The following is a 20,562-nucleotide window of genomic DNA, read 5'->3' as shown; positions in this document are numbered from 1 at the left end:
TTTTCCGCCAAAACTCCTTTAAAGCATCTATTTTTTTAATTAAATTTTAAATAAATATTTTTAAAACATAAATATTGTAGCTAAATGGAAACGGCTGTTTTTAGCGTTAAATTCATTTCCCTTTCCCCTTCCGTCCACTTGGGCATCCCCCCATCTGGCCACGGTATTCTCTACTTCAAATCTCAGTTTAATCATTTTATGAAGGGACCAGTCCACCCGCGGAACAATTCTCCAGAGCTGATCTATACTACGTCCCCCCGGTGTTGCTGACACGGCTCCCCAGGAAGAGGTTACTCCATAGGTAGCCGGCAGCCTGCCATCCACCGGATTTTTCACTCCTCTATTTTTCACTATTCCGGCGAAGAGTCCAAAAGATACTGACCGGGTAGCCGTCTGCTGAAAATCAATCCACGCGCTTGTGGTATTCATGGTTCTGAAAAGGTCTGGCTCTCCCGGTGCTGAATATCCTACAAATCCACCCAGCATTACCAGGGAAGATGCATTTTGAGCCATCATAGCTGAAGCACTGATCATCAGGGGTTTGGTTATTAATCTCGCATAGGCCATTGCGGTAAAGCTTTTTACTTTTTCGTTATTGACTACCGGCGGTTCACCGGAGGAAAGCTGCGGTCTGAGAATCTCATACTGACCTGCTATACCGACTACCCATTGTGCAGATTTGTATTGTACCTGTAAATGGGAAGAGGGCACTCCACTGTCACGGTAAGGCAAGGTATTGGGTGTAAAATCCCGTTGGGAATTCAATGCCGCTATTACTTTAAAATTTTCTGCAAAACGGTGAGTAAGCCGGATCTGCGGATTTCTGTTTAAAGCAAATATGGGCGACCCTGTTCCATAATTCACTACATTGGGCAAGCAGTCCAATACAACCATAGGATGCCAGTACTGCCCTATTCCCAATTGTGTTTTTTCCCAATCCAGCATGACGTAGGCATGGCGCAGCCTGAATTCATTGATCCCCGCTTCCGTAGAGCCGAAAAACTCCCCTTCTAATATCCCTGAGGTTTTTGCTCCGAGGATATCGGGTCCTTTTACGTTAATTCCTGCCCGTGAAAGTACAGACAGCATGTGAAACTTGGATGCTGCATTGATGTCTTCTCCGTTCATATCTAAATTCCTATCTTTGGGATAGAGAAGAACAATATTTTCTCCTGCCCCGATACTCTGTCTTGTATCATAAAATGCATCATGCCTTATAAAACCATAAAAGTCTACTTTCACCTTGTTATTTCCCGGTTCTTTTGGGGCGGCAATTACAGTGTATAAGGTATCTGAAACTTGTTTTTCCGAAGAGTCTTCCTGTGCCATTGCATAGGCAGAGTTGAGTAAGCTCAAAGTATAAAATGTCTGCTTGAGAACTTTTTTCATTCTGATGGTGTTCGTTTTTCAATGATGATGGACAAACATACAAATAAATTTAAAACTAACAAACATTCGTTAGTTTTCATAACAAGTTTTCTATAATTTTTAATTATTCATAGCAGAATAATAAAGGGTAAAATTAAAATCTTAGGAGCGACAATAAAAAAATGGCTCCGGATTCCGGAGCCATTTTACTTATAAATTCAAGCAATTATTCTGCTTTAGCACTTCTCTCAGCACGTTTTCTATCTTCTTCAGAAAGTAATTTCTTACGCATTCTGATAAAGTTAGGTGTTACTTCTATACATTCATCCTGCTGGATATATTCCATACATTCTTCTAGTGAGAATAATATTTTAGGGGCAATATTTCCGTCTTTATCTTTTCCTGACGCTCTCATATTGTTAAGCTGTTTTCCTTCTACAATATTCACCACCAGATCTCCAGGTTTGTTCTGCTCTCCTACGATCATTCCCATATACACTTCTTCTCCCGGATCTACAAAGAATCTTCCTCTATCCTGTAATTTTTCAATGGAATAAGCGGTTGCTGCTCCCTGGTTTTTAGATACCAAAACTCCCTGGCTTCTTCCCGGGATCTGTCCTTTGAAAGGTTTATATTCTGCAAATCTGTGAGCCATAATCGCTTCTCCTGCTGTAGCTGTCAACATCTGGGAACGCAGCCCTATCAATCCTCTTGAAGGAATATCGAATTCCATATGCTGCATTTCTCCTTTCGTTTCCATGATCAAAAGGTCTCCTTTTCTCTGGGTAGCCAGGTCGATCACTCTTGAAGAATATTCTTCCGGAACATCTACTACCATAGTTTCATAAGGTTCGCATTTTTCTCCGTCAATTTCTTTAAGGATAACCTGCGGCTGACCGATCGTCATTTCATATCCCTCTCTTCTCATGGTTTCAATAAGAACGGATAAGTGAAGAATACCTCTACCAAACACTAAGAATGTATTGGCATCGTCCGTCTGCTGAACTCTTAATGCCAGGTTTTTCTCCAGTTCTTTTTCCAGTCTTTCTTTAAGGTGATTGGAAGTTACATATTTTCCATCTTTTCCAAAGAAAGGTGAATTGTTGATGGAGAAGGTCATATTCAAGGTAGGCTCATCAATAGCCAATCTTTCCAATGGTTCCGGATTTTCAAGATCTACGAAAGTATCTCCGATCTGGAAGGCATCAAATCCTACCACGGCACAGATATCTCCGGCCTGTACTTCCTGAACTTTTTTCTTTCCTAATCCTTCAAAAACGTATAATTCCTTTACTTTTCCTTTTACGATTTTATCGCCTTCCTGAGCCAGACCTATCCATTGTCCTTCTTTTAAAGAACCTCTGGTAATTTTCCCGATCGCTATTCTTCCTAAGAATGAAGAATAATCTAATGAAGTTACCTGCATCTGAAGGTTTCCTTCTACTACTTTCGGAGCAGGAACATGCTGCAGTACTCCGTCAAGGATAGGAAGAATGCTGTCTGTAGGCTCTAATGATGTATTGAACCAACCCTGCTTTGAAGATCCGTAATAAGTCGGGAAATCCAATTGTTCTTCTGTAGCATCCAATGCAAAGAAAAGGTCAAAAACTTTATCATGAACTTCTTCCGGACGGCAGTTTTCCTTGTCTACTTTATTGATCACAACGATAGGTTTCAATCCTAATTGAAGAGCCTTATGCAATACGAAACGTGTTTGCGGCATCGGGCCTTCAAAAGCATCCACCAATAACAAAACTCCGTCTGCCATCTTCAATACTCTTTCCACTTCTCCTCCGAAGTCGGCGTGACCAGGGGTATCAATTACATTAATTTTTGTGTCTTTATAAGTAACAGAAATATTCTTGGACAAAATGGTAATCCCTCTTTCTCTTTCAAGATCATTGTTATCCATAATTAATTCCCCGCTTTCCTGGTTTTCCCTGAAAATGTTGGTAGCGTGGATGATCTTATCAACCAAAGTTGTTTTACCATGGTCAACGTGTGCGATAATCGCAATATTTCTAATGTTTTGCATATAAGATTTTTACGGGGGCAAAAATAGTGATTTCAGATGAATAATTTAGCAAGAATATGAATTAATTAATAAATTCATAATGAGAATATTAGCTCAAAAACAATCAATAACCCGTTCAAGTCCAAAGAATTATATTAAAAATCATTTTGAAATTCCCTGTTGTATTCATTAAGTTTTAATTATCAATCCCCTAGAATGTTTAATGAAAAGTAAATCCGATCTTTTCTTTATTCATTTTATTCAGGCATTTTTCCACATTTTAAGGCTTTCCATCTTATTTTGAAAGGCAATGGCTATTTTCTTTAAGAAAGGCAGCGTAATTACAGAAACAAAAACATTAAAAAACAAATGAGCATAAGCCACCTGAAAGCCTATATCATCAGTAAGAGACTGGGTAAATCGGCTCAACAAATTAATGAAAGGGAAAATAAGAATCACTCCCGTAAGGTTGAATACAAAATTGGCTATCGCCGCCAGCTTTGCCCATTTATTCAGCTGCATGGACACCATAAGCGCTGTGCTTGTCGTTCCTACATTTGCTCCCAGGATAATAGAAATGGCCCCTTCCGGCGTAAGCACCCCCTGCTGTGTCAATAATATGGCAAGACCCGTAGTCACCGAACTGGACTGAACAATCAGCGTTACTATAATCCCTCCCAACACTCCGATAAAATGATTTTCCGTCCACTCCAATACCGAAATAATAGTGGGATCGTCTTTTAGTGGTCCTATCGCCGTATTGATTAAATCCAGACTGAACAAAATAAGTCCAAAGTAAAAAACAGACTTCCCTATCAGCTGTACTTTATTCGGGATCATACTGATGATGGTTCCCAATACAATAAAGAAAGGGGCAATAAATTCCATATTGAGGGTTACCAGCCATGCCGTAGAAGTAGATCCTACATTCGCTCCCAACAATACGGAAAGGCTGTTCACAAAACCTATCACTCCCGCATCTACCAAAGATACCGTAATGGAACTCACAGCTGTACTGGACTGGATAATGCTTGCCAAAATGATTCCTAAAACAAATCCTGACAAACTATGCTGAGTTAAACGTGAAATTAAATTTTCAAATTTTTCGGAGCTGATGTTTTTTATTTCGCTGCTAAAACTTTTAAGGCTATATAAGAAAAGTGAAATTGTTGCTAAAATAACCACGAAGGTCTGAAAATTAGACATGCTTACCTATTTATTGTTTTATAAATTTAAAGAGATTATTTCAAATATAAAATTCTCAGATTAATTTTTGTTTTTATCGGGTTCATTTATCCTAATTATATTATATACCTTTGACAAAAAAACAATTGGTAATAAATTAATCATTTTAAAGCAAAAAAAATAATGAATCCTAAAGAACTTAGAATTGGTAATTCTATTCTCGTTAATGACAAAGCCTCTACGGTAAATTTTGATTTGTTCCGCTCTTTACATGAAATGGAAAAAGCTATCTCTAATAAAAGCCTTTATACTTTAAAATTATCTCCTATCCCGTTAACGGATGAATGGTTTACAAAAGCTGGCTTCGAGATTAAAACTAAAGGCTATACCAATTCTGAACTGAGTGCGATCACTCCTTCAGAATTTATAAAAGAGGGAGAAGAGTTCAGGTTTTATCCGGGTGGCACGGACGGTTATGTAAGAGTTGATGCTGTCCACCAGCTGCAAAACCTGTATTTCAGTCTGACACAGCAGGAAATATTATAAATGAAGGCTCCTTTAGCAGGGAGCTTTTTTTTGGATTCGAAATTTTATTATCTTAGTGGTTAGTTACAACGTTTCATTGCTTTTTCCGGGGCAAGCTCTAGTTGTGAACTGCTTTCAAATTTTACTATCTTAGTGATTAGTTACAACTTCCTTTGGGGGTGATAACCTGGACGTTTGTTGTGAACTGCTTTCAAATTTTACTATCTTAGTGGTTAGTTACAACCCAGAATTAGAAAACAAAATTGCCGAGATCGTTGTGAACTGCTTTCAAATTTCACTATCTTAGTGATTAGTTACAACCTTTATCGGCTGACTGCATGTAGAAGAGTCGTTGTGAACTGCTTTCAAATTTCACTATCTTAGTGATTAGTTACAACTCTCTGACAATATTAACGATGTTGGTTCCTGTTGTGAACTGCTTTCAAATTTCACTATCTTAGTGGTTAGTTACAACAGCCATTCAGGATTAACGTCCGGTATAAAGTTGTGAACTGCTTTCAAATTTCACTATCTTAGTGGTTAGTTACAACTTTTTTTCATGTTTTTAATTTTAAGATTATGTTGTGAACTGCTTTCAAATTTCACTATCTTAGTGGTTAGTTACAACATTCAATTCTTGCTGATCTCCCCAGGAATAGTTGTGAACTGCTTTCAAATTTCACTATCTTAGTGGTTAGTTACAACTTATTGTTTTTTATTACATAGTAAAGATACGTTGTGAACTGCTTTCAAATTTTACTATCTTAGTGGTTAGTTACAACCTTACTGCAGCTGCTTATGCTCTGCTCACAGTTGTGAACTGCTTTCAAATTTTACTATCTTAGTGGTTAGTTACAACAGGTCAATTACTTGAATATGACCCCTCGGTGTTGTGAACTGCTTTCAAATTTCACTATCTTAGTGGTTAGTTACAACGGAGCATCAAGAGAGGAGTTAGATCAAACTGTTGTGAACTGCTTTCAAATTTCACTATCTTAGTGATTAGTTACAACCTCAACAAAAAAACGATGGCATGGCAGGAGTTGTGAACTGCTTTCAAATTTCACTATCTTAGTGATTAGTTACAACATGCAGGATGAATATAAGGATTTGAGAAATGTTGTGAACTGCTTTCAAATTTCACTATCTTAGTGATTAGTTACAACTTCCATAAGCTTTTTTATATGGGCTTCCAAGTTGTGAACTGCTTTCAAATTTCACTATCTTAGTGATTAGTTACAACTAATCCTGATTATGATAGTGACACTTTTTAGTTGTGAACTGCTTTCAAATTTCACTATCTTAGTGATTAGTTACAACGCTGCCGATTTGGCTGTATCATTGAAGGTTGTTGTGAACTGCTTTCAAATTTCACTATCTTAGTGATTAGTTACAACCATTATAAAGATAAGGGCCGCAATTCCTAAGTTGTGAACTGCTTTCAAATTTCACTATCTTAGTGATTAGTTACAACACATTGTTATACCTATAGAAGAAGCGCATGGTTGTGAACTGCTTTCAAATTTCACTATCTTAGTGATTAGTTACAACCCTTGTATTATTTTTCATCGCAAATAAGTTGTTGTGAACTGCTTTCAAATTTCACTATCTTAGTGATTAGTTACAACAAGGAGTTCCCAGACACTTTAGTAAATTCGGTTGTGAACTGCTTTCAAATTTCACTATCTTAGTGATTAGTTACAACGCTCAACAAGAAGACTATGGCGTGGCAAGAGTTGTGAACTGCTTTCAAATTTCACTATCTTAGTGATTAGTTACAACTTGATAGACATTGAAAACAAAACATACAGTGTTGTGAACTGCTTTCAAATTTCACTATCTTAGTGATTAGTTACAACTAGTCATGACTACAACCACGAAGATTAGACGTTGTGAACTGCTTTCAAATTTCACTATCTTAGTGATTAGTTACAACTCAGATATAAATTTTTATGAAAGACGATAGGTTGTGAACTGCTTTCAAATTTCACTATCTTAGTGATTAGTTACAACTTTCTCTTGTTTCCGAAGGAACGTCTTCCTGTTGTGAACTGCTTTCAAATTTCACTATCTTAGTGATTAGTTACAACCTCAAAATTTAATCCATTGAAATTCAATGGATTTATTGTTTGTTCAGGATTAAAAAAATCAGAACAACTCAAGCTGCTGAAAGGTAGGTGGAGGTTCTTCTTTATTTCTGGCAAAGAAAATTTCAATATCTCCAAACTGCTTATCCGTAATGCACATGATGGCAACTTTTCCGGCTTTCGGAAGCATATTCTTGACTCTTTTAATATGAACCTCAGCATTTTCACGGCTTGGGCAGTGTCTTACATACATGGAAAACTGAAATAAAGTAAACCCATCATCAAGCAGCCGCTTTCTAAAAAGAGCAGCTGCCTTCATATTGGCTTTCGTTTCCGTTGGTAAATCATATAATACTAATACCCACATGATCCGGTATGCATTGAATCTTTCGGAATTCATAATAACTCCGGATAGGAAATCAGACGTTTTTCTCCCGTATAGCATTTATATAAAGAACTTGCTGCCACTTTTACGGCAATCAGCAAAGGCCTTACTTTATTTTCCAGCTTTACATCTGCTGTTGCAATCTTCAGCATATGGGCTTTAAACTCTTTAGTCAGTTCTTCGGAACCTGGATCCATTTCAAGCCACTGCATCACCAGCATATCTACAAACGGACGAAACGGTTCCATCAGATCATCTGCCAGGCAATATGGGTTGTATTTATTTTTATGAAAAATTCCCAATACGGGGAGTAGCCCTGTTTCAACAATAGCTCTTGCCACCATACTCCTCAACACCGCATATCCGAAATTAAAGAAGTGATTAGGAGAATCCCCAAAGCGTTCCCTCAGAAAATCCAGGCTGATCAGGTATTTCCAGTAATGTTGTGCTGCAATTCCTTCCATATTGGTACTATCACCGCTTTTTACATTTTTCTGATATTCCAGCATAGGTTCAAAAAAATTTCCCAGCTTCCTCAGAACCGCCATCTGATTTTCAATCTTGCATTCTACCGTCTGTTTCCAAAGCTGCTTTTTCAACGGTTCACTGGCTTCCAGCTGATCTTTCACCCTATCCGAATGGGTCGTATGCCCATACAGAGGAAGCATTATTCCATGGGGCAAATGATGGGCATCACAACTAATGACCACCACATTATTTCCCATCATCTTCTGAATTAGCTGATGGGAAACCGTAATCTGAAAGTGGTCTAACATCAGAATTCCCAAATCTTCCACCGGAACCTTCCCTTTTAATTCTTTAGTAGAAGGATCAAGGATGTGCATTTGCTCATCTCTTAGCTTCAGATAGGCAGGATTTCCGATATAAACTGAACGGGTAATCATACCTTTGGATTTAAAATATTTCCTAAACGGTCCACTGAAATTTTAATACAGATATCTTTAATCATTCGCCCATCGAGGGCCCGCTCCATTTTATTAAGTGAGGAGAACTCCATTTTATTAGCAATAGATACAGCAATATTATGCTTTACAAAAAAGATCTGACTTCCTGAAAAACTGACTACTTTATAGATATTATTCAGTTTCTCCTTCGAAAGGTTTTTAAAATCCGGCTCTAAAGAGCTTTGCTGTTCTTCTTCCGTGGGAATATATACCAAATCATAAGGGCATAAAAAGAAATCTTTTTTATTCATAAATGAAACCGGCTCCAATCCCTGCTTCTGCCTTTCAATTATTTCATTTAATGGAATAGTCTCATAAGTTCTTTTTCCTTGATCCGAAATATAAACAGCAAAAAAAAGATTGGTTCCTTTAGCTGCTTCCACATATTTATTTTTCTTATTTCCTTTCTGACCCAAAGGAAACTTACTTCCTAATTCAAATTTCCTTACTTTATATATAGGATTGTGAGGTTTACCATCATTAAACTTTTCAATATTTCTGTTCATATCTTCAATACCCTCGGGAGAAAAAGCCAGTTCTGCCGTTCCTTTGTACTGAAGATAGTTTTTCAATATCTTTTGAATTCCGGTATCTGTTATGGAATCAATCGCTTTTAAATCAAAGGATGAATCAATATTTTTTCTGATCGCTGTTAAAATTTTTCCTTTAGGAACTTTCACCCAGGGTAAATCAACCTTCCCATACGTCATTTCTTTATGCATAGGCTTACGAATTGCCCAGTTTACCCCCTGCTGTTTTACCCGTTCTTTATTTTTAATACCATCTTTTTCCACCCATCTTTCATAATAATTGGAAGCTTTATTTATAACTCTAAGGTTCTGTTTGAAGCTGATTATAATTTTTTCAAGCTGATTTTTTGCGTGTAAAGTAAAATCATTCCAAGGTTTAAAAAATATTTTCGGAACTTCTTTTTCAATTCTTTTTCCAGTTTGAAAATGCTGATATACCACTTTTTCAAAGCTCATCAATTCTCTTTTTAAATCATATCGCTTTATCTCCGAATTAGCTGACATATTATTTAATAAATTAACATGCTTTCCTGTGGCACAAGCAATTACCAAGGCATCCAATGCATGATGGCGGTGATCTATTCTTTTTTTGGAAAAATCTTTGGACAATTCAACAGGAACCGTAGGCAGTAATTTTTGATATTTTTCGTTCCAGACCGTAAAAGCTTCTGAAGCTGTAATTTCATTCAACCTTTCAAAACGCAGAAGGATCAGATCATTCCAAATATCGTTCAATCCCCAATCCTGTTTGAGTTTTGAAGTAATCTTTCCGTTTACCAATAGTACATTTTTGGAATTCAGCCCATCATCATTTGCTTCACTTCTTACCAGATTAGAAAGAATACCGGAGATAAACTTACTGATATAGCGGGTATCATTTATTTGTCTTTGTATCATTTCTTCAGGAATATCTTCCATCAAAAGTTTTGATTTTTTACTTCTGTTTTTAGAATAGTGTTTCTTTACAAAGTCTTCATATTCATTTACTTCAAAAATTCTGACTTCTTTTCCCTCTCCACAATCCACAGTCTGCCCATGAAACTGTTTAATAAAACCTAATCCCGTATAATTATCTTTAAGCTTGTTAACAGCCGATTCACAAATCACCTTGTTACTGAATCCATCGTCGAAATACCTGCTCTGCGGAATGATGTGCTCTATTTCATAAGCAGGCGTAAAAAGTTTATTGAGCGGAATGATCTGTCCTGTATAAGGTGATGTATATTTCTGTTCCAGCCAAAGCTTATATCTTTTCAGATCTGCAGAGGAGGGCTGAGCCGTTTTACTAATCTTGAGAATATCATCTTCTATTTCAATATCTGAACTGAGTACTCCTTCTTCATATATTTTTAAAATTTCCTGCTGCATAGGAGAATAAGGTCTTACATTTTTAACCTTATCATCATTCGTCATTTCTGCGAGTAAGGCTTTAATACGAAGATTTGTATTCTCATTTTCCTGTACCTTAGCCGTAATCCTTCTACGGTCATCTGCTGTGTTCTTCATATCCCTGCCCAACTCAATATGAATTTCATCAAAAAACCCTGTTTTTCCTCCTCCATATTTTACCCAGATATCTTTTACTGTCCGGAGGGTTTCCGTAATGATCTGCTCTACTATAGGATTGCGAAGAGAGTGTTGTTTAAATTCTTTTAAATAAGCCTCAAGATCATTTACTGAATGCCATTTTCTTATTATATCTGATTCCGAGTGCCTTCCATATACAATATATTGGGCCAGCCACAGTTGTAACCCCTGAAAATCATTTTTACAAATAAGATGAACCGCTTTTTCCCGGACTCTGTTTTTTATATTTTCATCATATTCTCCTGTAATGATTTTCTCGATTCTAAGCTGAGAGTTCGGATCAATAGCATCCCAATTCCAATATTTACCCAACCTCATCAGGGGCAAAAGTTTTTTTATTGCTTTTTCAGAATATGCTCCATATTCACTTTTAAAAGGTGGGAACTTCCGATACGCCTCAAAAAAAGAAATCTCTTCAAGACCATTCTTTTGTGCAAATGTTTTTAATGCCTTTTCAAACTCTGTTTTATCTTTGACGGAATATATAATATGCCAAAGTCTCTGTTCTGTTTCTTTTGTTAAAAATCCAGTCGGCACTCCCTGTACTTTTTCTAACCTGGAAGCCATTAAAGCTCCCGTTTCATTACAGGGATACTTTTTATTTTCCACATAATTCCAGCGATATTTTTCGATTTCAAGATTCAATATTTTTCCTTTAAAATCTTTTTGTTCCAGAAGATATTTTATAAGGGGTTTCTGTTCCACTTCTTTTCTCTTATGAAGAAACTCAAATAATTTTTCATAATCTTCCGTACTGCCTAAAAACTCCTTAGTTACATTATTATCATCATCTTTTCTGTAAACAGAAAGATTAAACATCCATTGCCAGATCCGGAATTCCTGATATAAAGGATGAGATTTTGGAATTGCTTTAAGATACTGAATATGCTCTACATCATTTTCTCCTTTATATTTTCTAAACTCCAATGTACAATTACTGATAAGAGATTTCTGACTTTTTAAAGGGCGCTGATAAAAAATAACATCATTCAGAAAGAGATGAACAAAATCCTTTTTACTCAGCAAAAGCTGGTGGGCATCATTATTTCTGTATAATTCACGAATGCAGTCGTAATATGCATCTTTATCCTGTAATTCAGGATGAAATTGTTTTTGGATTTCTAAAATTTGTCTTAATTCTTCCTTATAAAATTTTCTTTCAATAGTGCGAACAAGCCTGCCTTTTATTTTCTGTTCCGGTTTTATGAGTAGCGTATCATAAATATAGCTTCCCACTGTTTTATGGGACATACTAATTTCTTTTTCAGTCTTCTTTTTGATCAATGTCCAGTCCTCTTCTCCTGGAACACGGAAACTCCTTTTTTCATTTCCTTCTTTATCCGTTTTCACACTCCCGTCATCATACAGCTCTGTGGTTACAATGAAATCCCTCGTCTTATCTTTCCAGTCATTTAAAGATATTTTACTTGGCCTTCTGTATACCCATCCATTTTCTAAAATTAATGAATACCAAATATCAGACTTCCCTTTTTGAGGTTCATCGGCTATTACATCAACAATCTTTAAAGAGTAAAATTCCACTAACTTATTTGGATTTTCCTCTTCTTCTTCTCCCCGTAGCTGATAGTAACCTCTCTTCTGATTAAAATTCAAAAGAATCCATGCCAGTTCTTCTTTTTTTATCTTTTGGGTAAGCGCTTTTTTACGCAGATAATAAATAGTCCAATCATAAGGAACTTTTTTCTCATTTTCTAAAAGCTGTGGCTGACTCTGTTTAAAATCCTCCAACATTTCCAAAAAAGAATTTTTAAAAATAAAACCTGTAGAATCATAAGCTAATTTAGGCTCTCCCTCTCTGAACTTTCCCAATCGTTTTACAAAATCAATCTGAGAAGAATAATGATCGGGTAAAAAATTTAATATATATAAAATTCTATGCAGCCTTTCTCTCCGGAGTAAAGATCTTTCTCTCAGTCTTCTCACACTTCTGTACTTTGTTCTTTCCGCAGTCTGAGAAACAGTTTCACCTTTTCCAAACTTTCCTAAAATATCCTGTGTCATAGGAATAACTCTGCTTCCCATTCCCAGAATGTGCCCTTTCTTATTTTCAAAGTCATTTTCTATTAAAGCCCAGCCTACGGAATTAGTACCTAAATCCAAACCTAAAATTCTTTTCATCGTGATTTATTTTAAGTATAAATTTAAAAAGAAATAAATTATCATTTTTACGGTTTCCCGTACATTTTTAATTTAAAACTTCTACAATTATAATCATATTATTTTTCAACTCTACATATATTGCAAATTTAAAATTTTATTATTAGATTTGCAAATATGATATTGTAAACAAACTGACGAGTTTATTTTGTTAAGGTCCAAACTTAACTTGTTAGATTTCCAACATCTAATAACAATATCATCTTTTAAACTATACTCTATTTTAAGATTTTATTACATGTAGAGTTGGTTGTGTATTGCTTTGTTTTTTATAAAATAGGAAATATCTGATATTTTAATAATAAATTATCATTTTTACGGTTTCCCGTATTGCATAATAAAATATCTTGAGTACCTTTGGATCAAATTTGAAAGCAATTCACAATAAGGATTATTCCGTTGTGAAAACATTCAAGGCGGGGCAACTCGCCTTTTTTCATTTCAAAAACACTATTTTTGCCCTCCCAAGAAAAAACAATGACGACTTTAGATTTTATACAGAAACAGATCGATTTACCTTCAAGAAGCATTAACAATACTCTTCAGCTATTATCCGAAGACTGCACCATTCCCTTTATATCCCGTTACCGTAAGGATATGACCGGAAATCTGGACGAAACACAGATCGAGCATATTGCAAAACTGAACAAACAGTTTGAAGAGATTATTAAGCGTAAGGAAACGATATTAAAATCTATCGAAGAGCAAAATGCACTCAATCCCGAACTCCGACAAAGAATTGAGGAAAGCTTTGATATCCAGGAGCTGGAAGATCTATACCTTCCTTTCAAGAAGCGCAAAAAGACCAAAGCTGATGCTGCCAAAGAAAAAGGACTGGAAACTTTGGCCAAAATTATCATGAGCCAGAAAAGTCACGACCTGTACTCCACCGCTTCCAGATATCTTAATGAACAGATTGCCAGCGAAGAGGAGGCTTTACAGGGAGCCAGGGATATCATGGCGGAATGGATCAATGAAAATATGTATGTCCGCAAAAACCTTCGCCGGATCTTTCAGCGTAAGGCACTTATAACCTCCAAGGCTGTAAAAGCTAAAAAAGAAGAGGAAGATGCTCAAAAATACAGCCAGTATTTCGAATGGGAAGAAAGTTTAAGCAGAATCCCTTCTCACAGGCTGTTGGCCATGCTGAGAGCTGAAACGGAAGGTTTTGTAAAAACCAATGTGGGAATCGATAAAGACGAAGCTATTGAATTTATTGAAAAAGCCATCATCAAATCCAACAATGAATGTTCCGAACAGATTGCACTGGCTATAAAAGACAGCTATAAACGGCTGCTGGAACCTGCTATTTCCAATGAAGCCTTACAGGAAGCCAAAGAAAAAGCAGATCAGAAAGCCATTGAAATATTTTCCGATAACCTGAGCCAGTTGTTGCTGGCACCTCCGTTGGGTGAGAAGAGAATCCTCGCCATTGATCCCGGATATAAAAGCGGCTGCAAAGTAGTATGCCTTGATGAAAAAGGGGATCTACTTCATAATGAGACGATCTATCCTCATGCCCCACAGAATGAAACAGGGATGGCTATGAAAAAAATCCGTTCGATGGTGAACGCCTACAATATAGAAGCTATTTCCATCGGAAACGGAACAGCAAGCAGGGAAACGGAATTTTTTATTAAAAAAATAGCCTTTGATAAACCTTTGCAGGTTTTTGTGGTTTCAGAAGCGGGGGCTTCGGTATATTCTGCCAGTAAAATAGCAAGGGAAGAATTTCCAAATTATGATGTTACGGTAAGGGGTGCAGTTTCTATCGGAAGAAGACTTGCCGATCCTTTGGCAGAACTTGTAAAAATTGATGCTAAATCTATTGGTGTAGGGCAGTATCAGCACGATGTAGATCAAACCTTACTGAAAAACGAATTGGATTCCACCGTTATGAAATGTGTAAACTCGGTAGGAATTAATTTAAATACCGCCAGCAAATCTTTATTAAGCTATGTTTCCGGGATCGGAGAAAAAATGGCTGAGAACATAGTGAACTACCGTGCTGAGAACGGTGCTTTTGAAGACAGAAAACAGCTTAAAAAAGTACCGCGTCTGGGAGAAAAAGCTTTTCAGCAGGCGGCGGCATTTATTCGGATTGCACAGGGTAAAAATCCTCTGGATAATTCTGCAGTACATCCGGAAGCCTATGGAATCGTAGAAAAAATGGCGAAAGATTTAGGAATTAAAACTCATGAACTGATTGCCAATAAAGAAAAAATCACTTTAATTCAGCCTGAAAAATATATTACGGAAGAAATTGGAATCCTGGGTATTAAAGATATTGTAAAGGAGCTGGAAAAACCCGGATTAGATCCAAGAAAAGCGGCTAAAATATTTGAATTTGATCCGAATGTAAAAAGCATTAAAGATGTAAAGCCGGGAATGGTTCTGCCGGGAATCGTTAACAATATTACAGCTTTCGGATGTTTTGTGGACCTGGGCATCAAAGAAAGCGGGCTGGTTCATATTTCGCAGCTTAAGGACGGCTTTGTTTCCGATGTCAATGAAGTGGTAAAACTTCATCAGCATGTCCAAGTGAAAGTAACTGAAGTGGATGAAGGTAGAAAAAGAATCCAGCTCAGCATGATTTTATAGTAAGAAGCATTGAAATAAGATTATTTTTATCTTTACCTAAAAATATGATGACTCATCTGGAAATTATTAAAAGTACTTACGAAGGTAAAACTTCAGAAGAAAACAGCAGGAACCTTGAAAAATATCTTGCTCCTGATGCGCAATGGACCGAAGCTGCAGGATTTCCGCTGGCAGGGACTTTCACAGGTTTTGAAGAGATTGCTAAAAATGTATTTTACAGATTGGCAACTGAGTGGATCGACTACAAATTCACCCCTGAAAATTATGTTGCAGATGGAGATCAGGTCGTTGCCTACGGAAACTACACGGGCATCAATAAGGAAACTAACAAGCCGCTCAACGCAAGAGTTGCCCATCTCTGGAAGCTCAAAGACGGTAAGATCATTTCCTTTGAACAGTTTGTAGACAGTAAAACAGTGACCGATACCATGTAATAAAAAAGCTATCCAAAACGGATAGCTTTCATTTTATTTATAATCTTTGGAGCTTCTTCTCGGTTCTTTCATCTCCGGCCATTTTACCGGATTTCCTTTTTCATCCCGAGGCATCACTCTCTTTTCCCTGCTGGTGGTTTCCGGATCTTCGGAGGCCATATACGCAAGAGTGGCTGTAAGGATCACATTATTTTTTACTTCATCAAAAACAATTTTATCATAGGTATCTTTTGTGGTATGCCATGTGTACCCAAAATAATCCCAGTTCAGCGAGCTTAAAGAAAATCCGGGTACACCGGCCGCTACAAATGAGGCATGATCCGACCCACCTCCTCCGGGCATTCCGGGAAAATCGGTTTTAATATGTTCCCTCACTTTTTTAGGAACTGCACTCAGCCATTTACCAATATAATCATAAGATTTTACAAATCCCTGTCCACTGATATTGACTACCCTGCCGGTTCCGTTATCCTGGTTAAATACTGCCTGCACTCCTTTTATAATCTCCGGATTATCTGCTACAAATCCTCTGGAACCGTTTAACCCCTGTTCTTCACTTCCCCAAAGTCCTACAATGATCGTCCTTTTATTATCGGGATAATATTTTTTAAGAATTCTCATGGTTTCCAACATGGTAATAACTCCCGTTCCGTTATCCGTCGCCCCCTGCGCTCCGTCCCAGGAATCAAGGTGTGCGGAAAGAATAACATATTCATCGGGTTTTTCTTTTCCTTTTATCATCCCGATGGTATTAAAGGTTTTTGCTTCCGGAAGTTTTTTAGATTGGGCGTCGATCTTAATTTTGGGATGTACTCCTTTTTCCGCCAGCCTAAAAAGCATTCCATAATCTTCCAGTCCGATATCTATCATGGGAATATTCATCGTCTTTGCCCCAAAAATCCGGTTTGCTCCCATAATTCCGGTCCAGTTTGAAATGGCTATTCCGGCAGCTCCCGCCTTTTCAAGGGCTTCGGGAAGAGTATTATTATCGTAACCTATGTTCTTTATATAATCTCTAAAGTCTTTTGAATCCTGCTCTTTTTCTGCTTTAAGTTTTTCATATAATTCCGGTGTTGCAAATTCTTTGATCTGTACATCCGAACGACCTGTTTTCTGGTATTGCGCCATTAATACCACTTTACCTTTTACGGAAGGAAGCCATTGATCAAATTCGGCTTTAGATGATGCTTTTGGAAGGATGATCACTTCTGCTTCTATGGGTTTTCGGGTAGACGGACTCCATGCCAGCTGAGTAGCCGACAGTGATTTCAGTCTTGGATAGGTCATATCTACATGGGTAATTCCTCTTTGCCATCCTTTCCAGGTACCAAACTGCTGAAGCTGCGCATCAATTCCCCAACCTCGCAGCTTACCGGCAGCCCATTCATTAGATGCCAGCATTTCCGGACTTCCTACCAGACGTGGTCCAATACCGTCTAAAAGCTCATGCGCCATATCTTCAAGCTGAGAACTGCTATTGACTTCACTGACAAAGTTTTCCACTACCGGATGGAGATTTTCCTTTGAACCGGAAGGTCCCTGTGCCCATGAAAATTGAATGGTCAATACCAGTACCGGTATTGAAAAAAGTTTATTTATCTTCATAATTATTATTAATTACGCTAAAGATAAAAAGATTTTAATAAAAATTAGAACAGAAAAATAGAATATGAATCATATAATAACTATTAAAAACAAATAGCTTTAATGATGGAAAAAGAAAGAAAAATGTATACGGACTGATCTATAAGATTTCCATAACCGAGATAAAAAAAACCGACTTCTAGTAGTCGGTTCAGGGTTGTTATTTTTTTGATTCTTCCACAGAAACTTTTCTGAAATCTTTAAACAATTTACTTAATTCCAAAGCTGCTTTACGAGCTCTTGTTCCAGCTGCTTTGTTTCCTTTTTCAGCTTGTTGGTTTGCTTCAGTAGTGAAAGTTTCAAATTCTGCGTTGATTTTTTCAATTAGTTCTTTCATTTGTTAAAAATTTAAGCTGCAAATATAGTGTTTATGGCACATACGCCCTAACATCCCCTTTACTATTTTTGATTGTTATGGCAAAAATCATGTGATTAAACAGGAATCTAATTCCCTACTTCAGAATATTCATTTTTCTGATTTTAATTAAGTATCTGATTTAACATAATTTATAGTAGAAGTAGCTATCAAAATAACTATTTCAATTGTTATAAAGCACTCTCCAAGTATTTATAGAATAAAAACATATACTCTTATCCTTAATAAAAATATTAACTTTTAAAACATATAACTATATATACAATAATTTAATACATAATAAATTAAATTTAATTAAAAATATTTAATCAAAATAAAATATAAGTTGTAATTTTGATTTCATTATACATAATAATGAATATGAAAAAAATTTATTTTACCCTCTTCAGCCTTTGTTTTTCTGTGGCTGTATTTTCTCAATCCAATGAAATTACTTCTGTTTATACGGATTATAATAACGGAACCAATTCCGTTTGGAATTCATCTGTTGGGAACATCAGTTCAGTAAGGCCTGATAACAGCCATAATTTATTGGCTTTTGAATGGAAAGGGACCTATTATACCACCGGTGTTAATGATCCTTTAGTAAGCGGCTCACTGGCCACTTATACTCCACTGACCTTTCAATCCGTTCCTGTCAATAAATTACCGGATCCTACCAATGATACTTACATCGGCGTCGGTAATATGTATGGAGGCTATCCCGGAAGTTCTTCCGCTCCGATTCCGGTAGTGAACAATATGGAAATTTATTTATCAGACGGGGTCAGAGGTCTGGACATGGGAACTGCTATTTTTAACCCTCCTCCATCTTCGGATGTTGAATATGATGTGGTATCTATCAATCCCGCTTCCATCGGTGACGGAATCCCCGATATCATCATTACGCAAATGGGGCAGCCTTCGGGATCACCTGATATTTTTGAATTTGAGGATATTAACGGTAATACGGTGGGTAACAGCGTTGATATAATATTTAATAATGTAAGTGTGGTGGGAGAAGCTTCCTGGAAGTTTTACAATGCTTCCACAGCTGCTTATGTACCCGGCTTACAAGGAAGCAGGGAAATGCGCCTGTTGGCATTCGACTGGAGTGATTTCGGCTTAACAGATCTCAATATTTCAGATATAGAGCACTTTATTCAGATATTCTCCGGAAGCAGTGATCCGGCGTTTACTGCCTATAACACCGAATCTTTTACCATCAAGCAAAATGTTGCCGGTTTTATATTCAACGATAACAATGCCGGAACTCCTGATGGAAACGGTATGGAAGGTGTCGAAGTAAGATTATTCCAAAACGGAATACAGATCGAAAGCACCACTACCGATTTTGCCGGAGCTTATTTCTTCAACAATCTGAATCCCGGAGATTATACAGGACAGGTTATCCTACCTCCTAATTTTTATGTGGTAGGGAATGCACTCGGAAATACAAGTGACAGCATTTCAGGAACCATTACTGCCTCTACTTCTTATTCACAAGTTAATTTTGGTCTTAATGAACCTCCCGTAGCTATTGATGATATAATCAATGCCGCTTATTCCGGAGCCACCATTTCCAAAAATATTTCTCAGAATGATGTGGATCCCAATTCCGGAAATGTGGTTTCTTCTACGGTACATTATGTAAATCTACCGGCAGGTGCTACCAATATCAGCTATGACACTTCGGGAGAAATCATAGAGTTTACCGTTCCCGGAGAAGGAACCTGGTCCCTGGATTCTTCCTATAATGCTATTTTTACTCCTGAAACTTCATTCCTTGGAAATACGACTACCGTATATTACACCATCAGAGATATGGCAGGACTGCTGAGTAATGTAGCCAGCATAGATGCCGAAGTGGTAGATTACTGTACAAAAGCACCTTTGATCACGTCCGGTGGAACTCCTTCCCGATTCGGTATTACATCGCTTACCACAAAAGCACCGGGATGGCCACAAAATGTTCCGAACGGGCAAATAGTTTTAGAGTCTCATAATAAAGGTTTGGTTATCACCCGGGTAAGTGATGAAACAGCTATCACCGATCCTAAGGAGGGAATGCTGATTTATGATATTGCTGCCAATTGCGTCAAACTCTACAACGGCACCGCATGGCATTGTATTGAAAGAAGCTGTAATGAATAATAATTTTAATAATGAAACTATGAAAAATCATATATATTTCTGTGTCACTTTCCTTTTATTTTTTAATGGATTCAACGCGCAGGTTTCCATCGGGAAAACTTCAGTAAACGGAAACAGCACATTGCTGGATTTCTATGACAATACCGATAATACTGAAGGTATTATTATTCCTGCCGTTACCTCCGCTACCGTGGTAGAAACCGTAGGTACACCAGCTCCCGGAACATTTATACTGGACCAGACAGATCAAAAGATTAAAGTGTATGAAAACAGCGCATGGCTGGAACTTTCAGATGCAGGAGATACGAGTGCTTTAATCGTGAATAATGAAACGGAAAAAGGAAATGGTGTTATACTAGGAGATCAATCTTCTACTGCAAGCGGTATTTTGGTACTTGAAGATCCCGCAAAAGCAATGGTTCTTCCTAAAATCGAAAATCCACATATCAATGTTCCCAATCCTTATCCGGGAATGATATGTTATGATACGGTGAGCCAGTCGCTGGCTGTTTTTGACGGGGAGAACTGGAGTTACTGGAAGTAGTTTTAT

The 20,562-nt window shown here is 37.2% G+C and carries 13 protein-coding genes and 1 CRISPR repeat array; of the genes, 5 read left to right on the top strand and 8 right to left on the bottom strand.

The annotated features are described in order from the left end of the window. Positions 1 to 60: 60 nt before the first annotated feature. From ABJ974_RS06720 to ABJ974_RS06710, 3 genes are all read right to left on the bottom strand, one after another. Positions 61 to 1,389, bottom strand: coding sequence for a DcaP family trimeric outer membrane transporter (locus tag ABJ974_RS06720; protein WP_419870615.1), 1,329 nt, complete (start codon positions 1,387 to 1,389; stop codon positions 61 to 63). Positions 1,390 to 1,594: 205 nt separating this feature from the next. Then, entirely contained in the window at positions 1,595 to 3,403 is a 1,809-nt protein-coding gene (gene typA / locus ABJ974_RS06715; RefSeq protein ID WP_419870614.1) for a translational GTPase TypA, read from the bottom strand. A 240-nt stretch (positions 3,404 to 3,643) separates the two neighbouring features. Further along, entirely contained in the window at positions 3,644 to 4,588 is a 945-nt protein-coding gene (locus tag ABJ974_RS06710; RefSeq protein WP_419870613.1) for a Na/Pi cotransporter family protein, read from the bottom strand. A gap of 162 nt (positions 4,589 to 4,750) precedes the next feature. On the opposite strand from ABJ974_RS06710, the gene ABJ974_RS06705 reads away from it, so the two are divergent. Then, positions 4,751 to 5,113, top strand: coding sequence for a hypothetical protein (locus ABJ974_RS06705; RefSeq protein WP_419870612.1), 363 nt, complete (start codon positions 4,751 to 4,753; stop codon positions 5,111 to 5,113). Positions 5,114 to 5,213: 100 nt separating this feature from the next. Beyond that, positions 5,214 to 7,182: direct repeats of the CRISPR family, unit length 47 nt; unit sequence GTTGTGAACTGCTTTCAAATTTCACTATCTTAGTGATTAGTTACAAC. Between the two features lie 58 nt (positions 7,183 to 7,240). Here the strand turns inward: ABJ974_RS06705 and cas2 are convergent. From cas2 to cas9, 3 genes are read right to left on the bottom strand one after another with little or no spacing between them, the layout of a single operon-like run. After that, positions 7,241 to 7,579 (bottom strand): CRISPR-associated endonuclease Cas2, encoded by a 339-nt coding sequence (cas2, locus tag ABJ974_RS06700; RefSeq protein ID WP_419870611.1) that lies wholly within the window; start codon positions 7,577 to 7,579, stop codon positions 7,241 to 7,243. Beyond that, the gene (cas1, locus tag ABJ974_RS06695; protein ID WP_419870610.1) at positions 7,576 to 8,469 is read right to left on the bottom strand and encodes a type II CRISPR-associated endonuclease Cas1; all 894 of its coding nucleotides are present in this window, start codon (positions 8,467 to 8,469) and stop codon (positions 7,576 to 7,578) included. Before cas1 ends, cas2 begins: the two co-directional genes overlap by 4 nt. Next, a complete protein-coding gene (gene cas9, locus ABJ974_RS06690; protein ID WP_419870609.1) occupies positions 8,466 to 12,785 on the bottom strand; it encodes a type II CRISPR RNA-guided endonuclease Cas9 in 4,320 nt (1,439 codons plus the stop codon). Before cas9 ends, cas1 begins: the two co-directional genes overlap by 4 nt. A 516-nt stretch (positions 12,786 to 13,301) precedes the next feature. Between cas9 and ABJ974_RS06685 the strand changes: the two genes are divergently transcribed. After that, positions 13,302 to 15,425, top strand: coding sequence for a Tex family protein (locus ABJ974_RS06685; RefSeq protein ID WP_419870608.1), 2,124 nt, complete (start codon positions 13,302 to 13,304; stop codon positions 15,423 to 15,425). A 44-nt stretch (positions 15,426 to 15,469) separates the two neighbouring features. Continuing rightward, on the top strand, positions 15,470 to 15,859 hold the full coding sequence (locus ABJ974_RS06680) for a nuclear transport factor 2 family protein (RefSeq protein WP_419870607.1): 390 nt from the start codon (positions 15,470 to 15,472) through the stop codon (positions 15,857 to 15,859). A 33-nt stretch (positions 15,860 to 15,892) separates the two neighbouring features. Here ABJ974_RS06680 and ABJ974_RS06675 read toward each other — a convergent pair whose 3' ends face one another. Both ABJ974_RS06675 and ABJ974_RS06670 read right to left on the bottom strand, forming a co-directional pair. Beyond that, on the bottom strand, positions 15,893 to 17,464 hold the full coding sequence (locus ABJ974_RS06675) for a M20/M25/M40 family metallo-hydrolase (RefSeq protein WP_419870606.1): 1,572 nt from the start codon (positions 17,462 to 17,464) through the stop codon (positions 15,893 to 15,895). A 199-nt stretch (positions 17,465 to 17,663) separates the two neighbouring features. Then, a complete protein-coding gene (locus tag ABJ974_RS06670) occupies positions 17,664 to 17,840 on the bottom strand; it encodes a histone H1 (protein WP_039369265.1) in 177 nt (58 codons plus the stop codon). Positions 17,841 to 18,239: 399 nt separating this feature from the next. On the opposite strand from ABJ974_RS06670, the gene ABJ974_RS06665 reads away from it, so the two are divergent. Both ABJ974_RS06665 and ABJ974_RS06660 read left to right on the top strand, forming a co-directional pair. Next, positions 18,240 to 20,012, top strand: coding sequence for an SdrD B-like domain-containing protein (locus tag ABJ974_RS06665; RefSeq protein ID WP_419870605.1), 1,773 nt, complete (start codon positions 18,240 to 18,242; stop codon positions 20,010 to 20,012). Between the two features lie 19 nt (positions 20,013 to 20,031). Beyond that, on the top strand, positions 20,032 to 20,556 hold the full coding sequence (locus ABJ974_RS06660; RefSeq protein WP_419870604.1) for a hypothetical protein: 525 nt from the start codon (positions 20,032 to 20,034) through the stop codon (positions 20,554 to 20,556). Positions 20,557 to 20,562 lie beyond the last annotated feature (6 nt).

The sequence above is a fragment of the Chryseobacterium sp. CT-SW4 genome, assembly GCF_048572715.1.
Taxonomy (GTDB): domain Bacteria; phylum Bacteroidota; class Bacteroidia; order Flavobacteriales; family Weeksellaceae; genus Chryseobacterium.
Note: the sequence above shows the minus strand (reverse complement) of the source record. Positions and strands in the feature narration are given on the sequence as shown.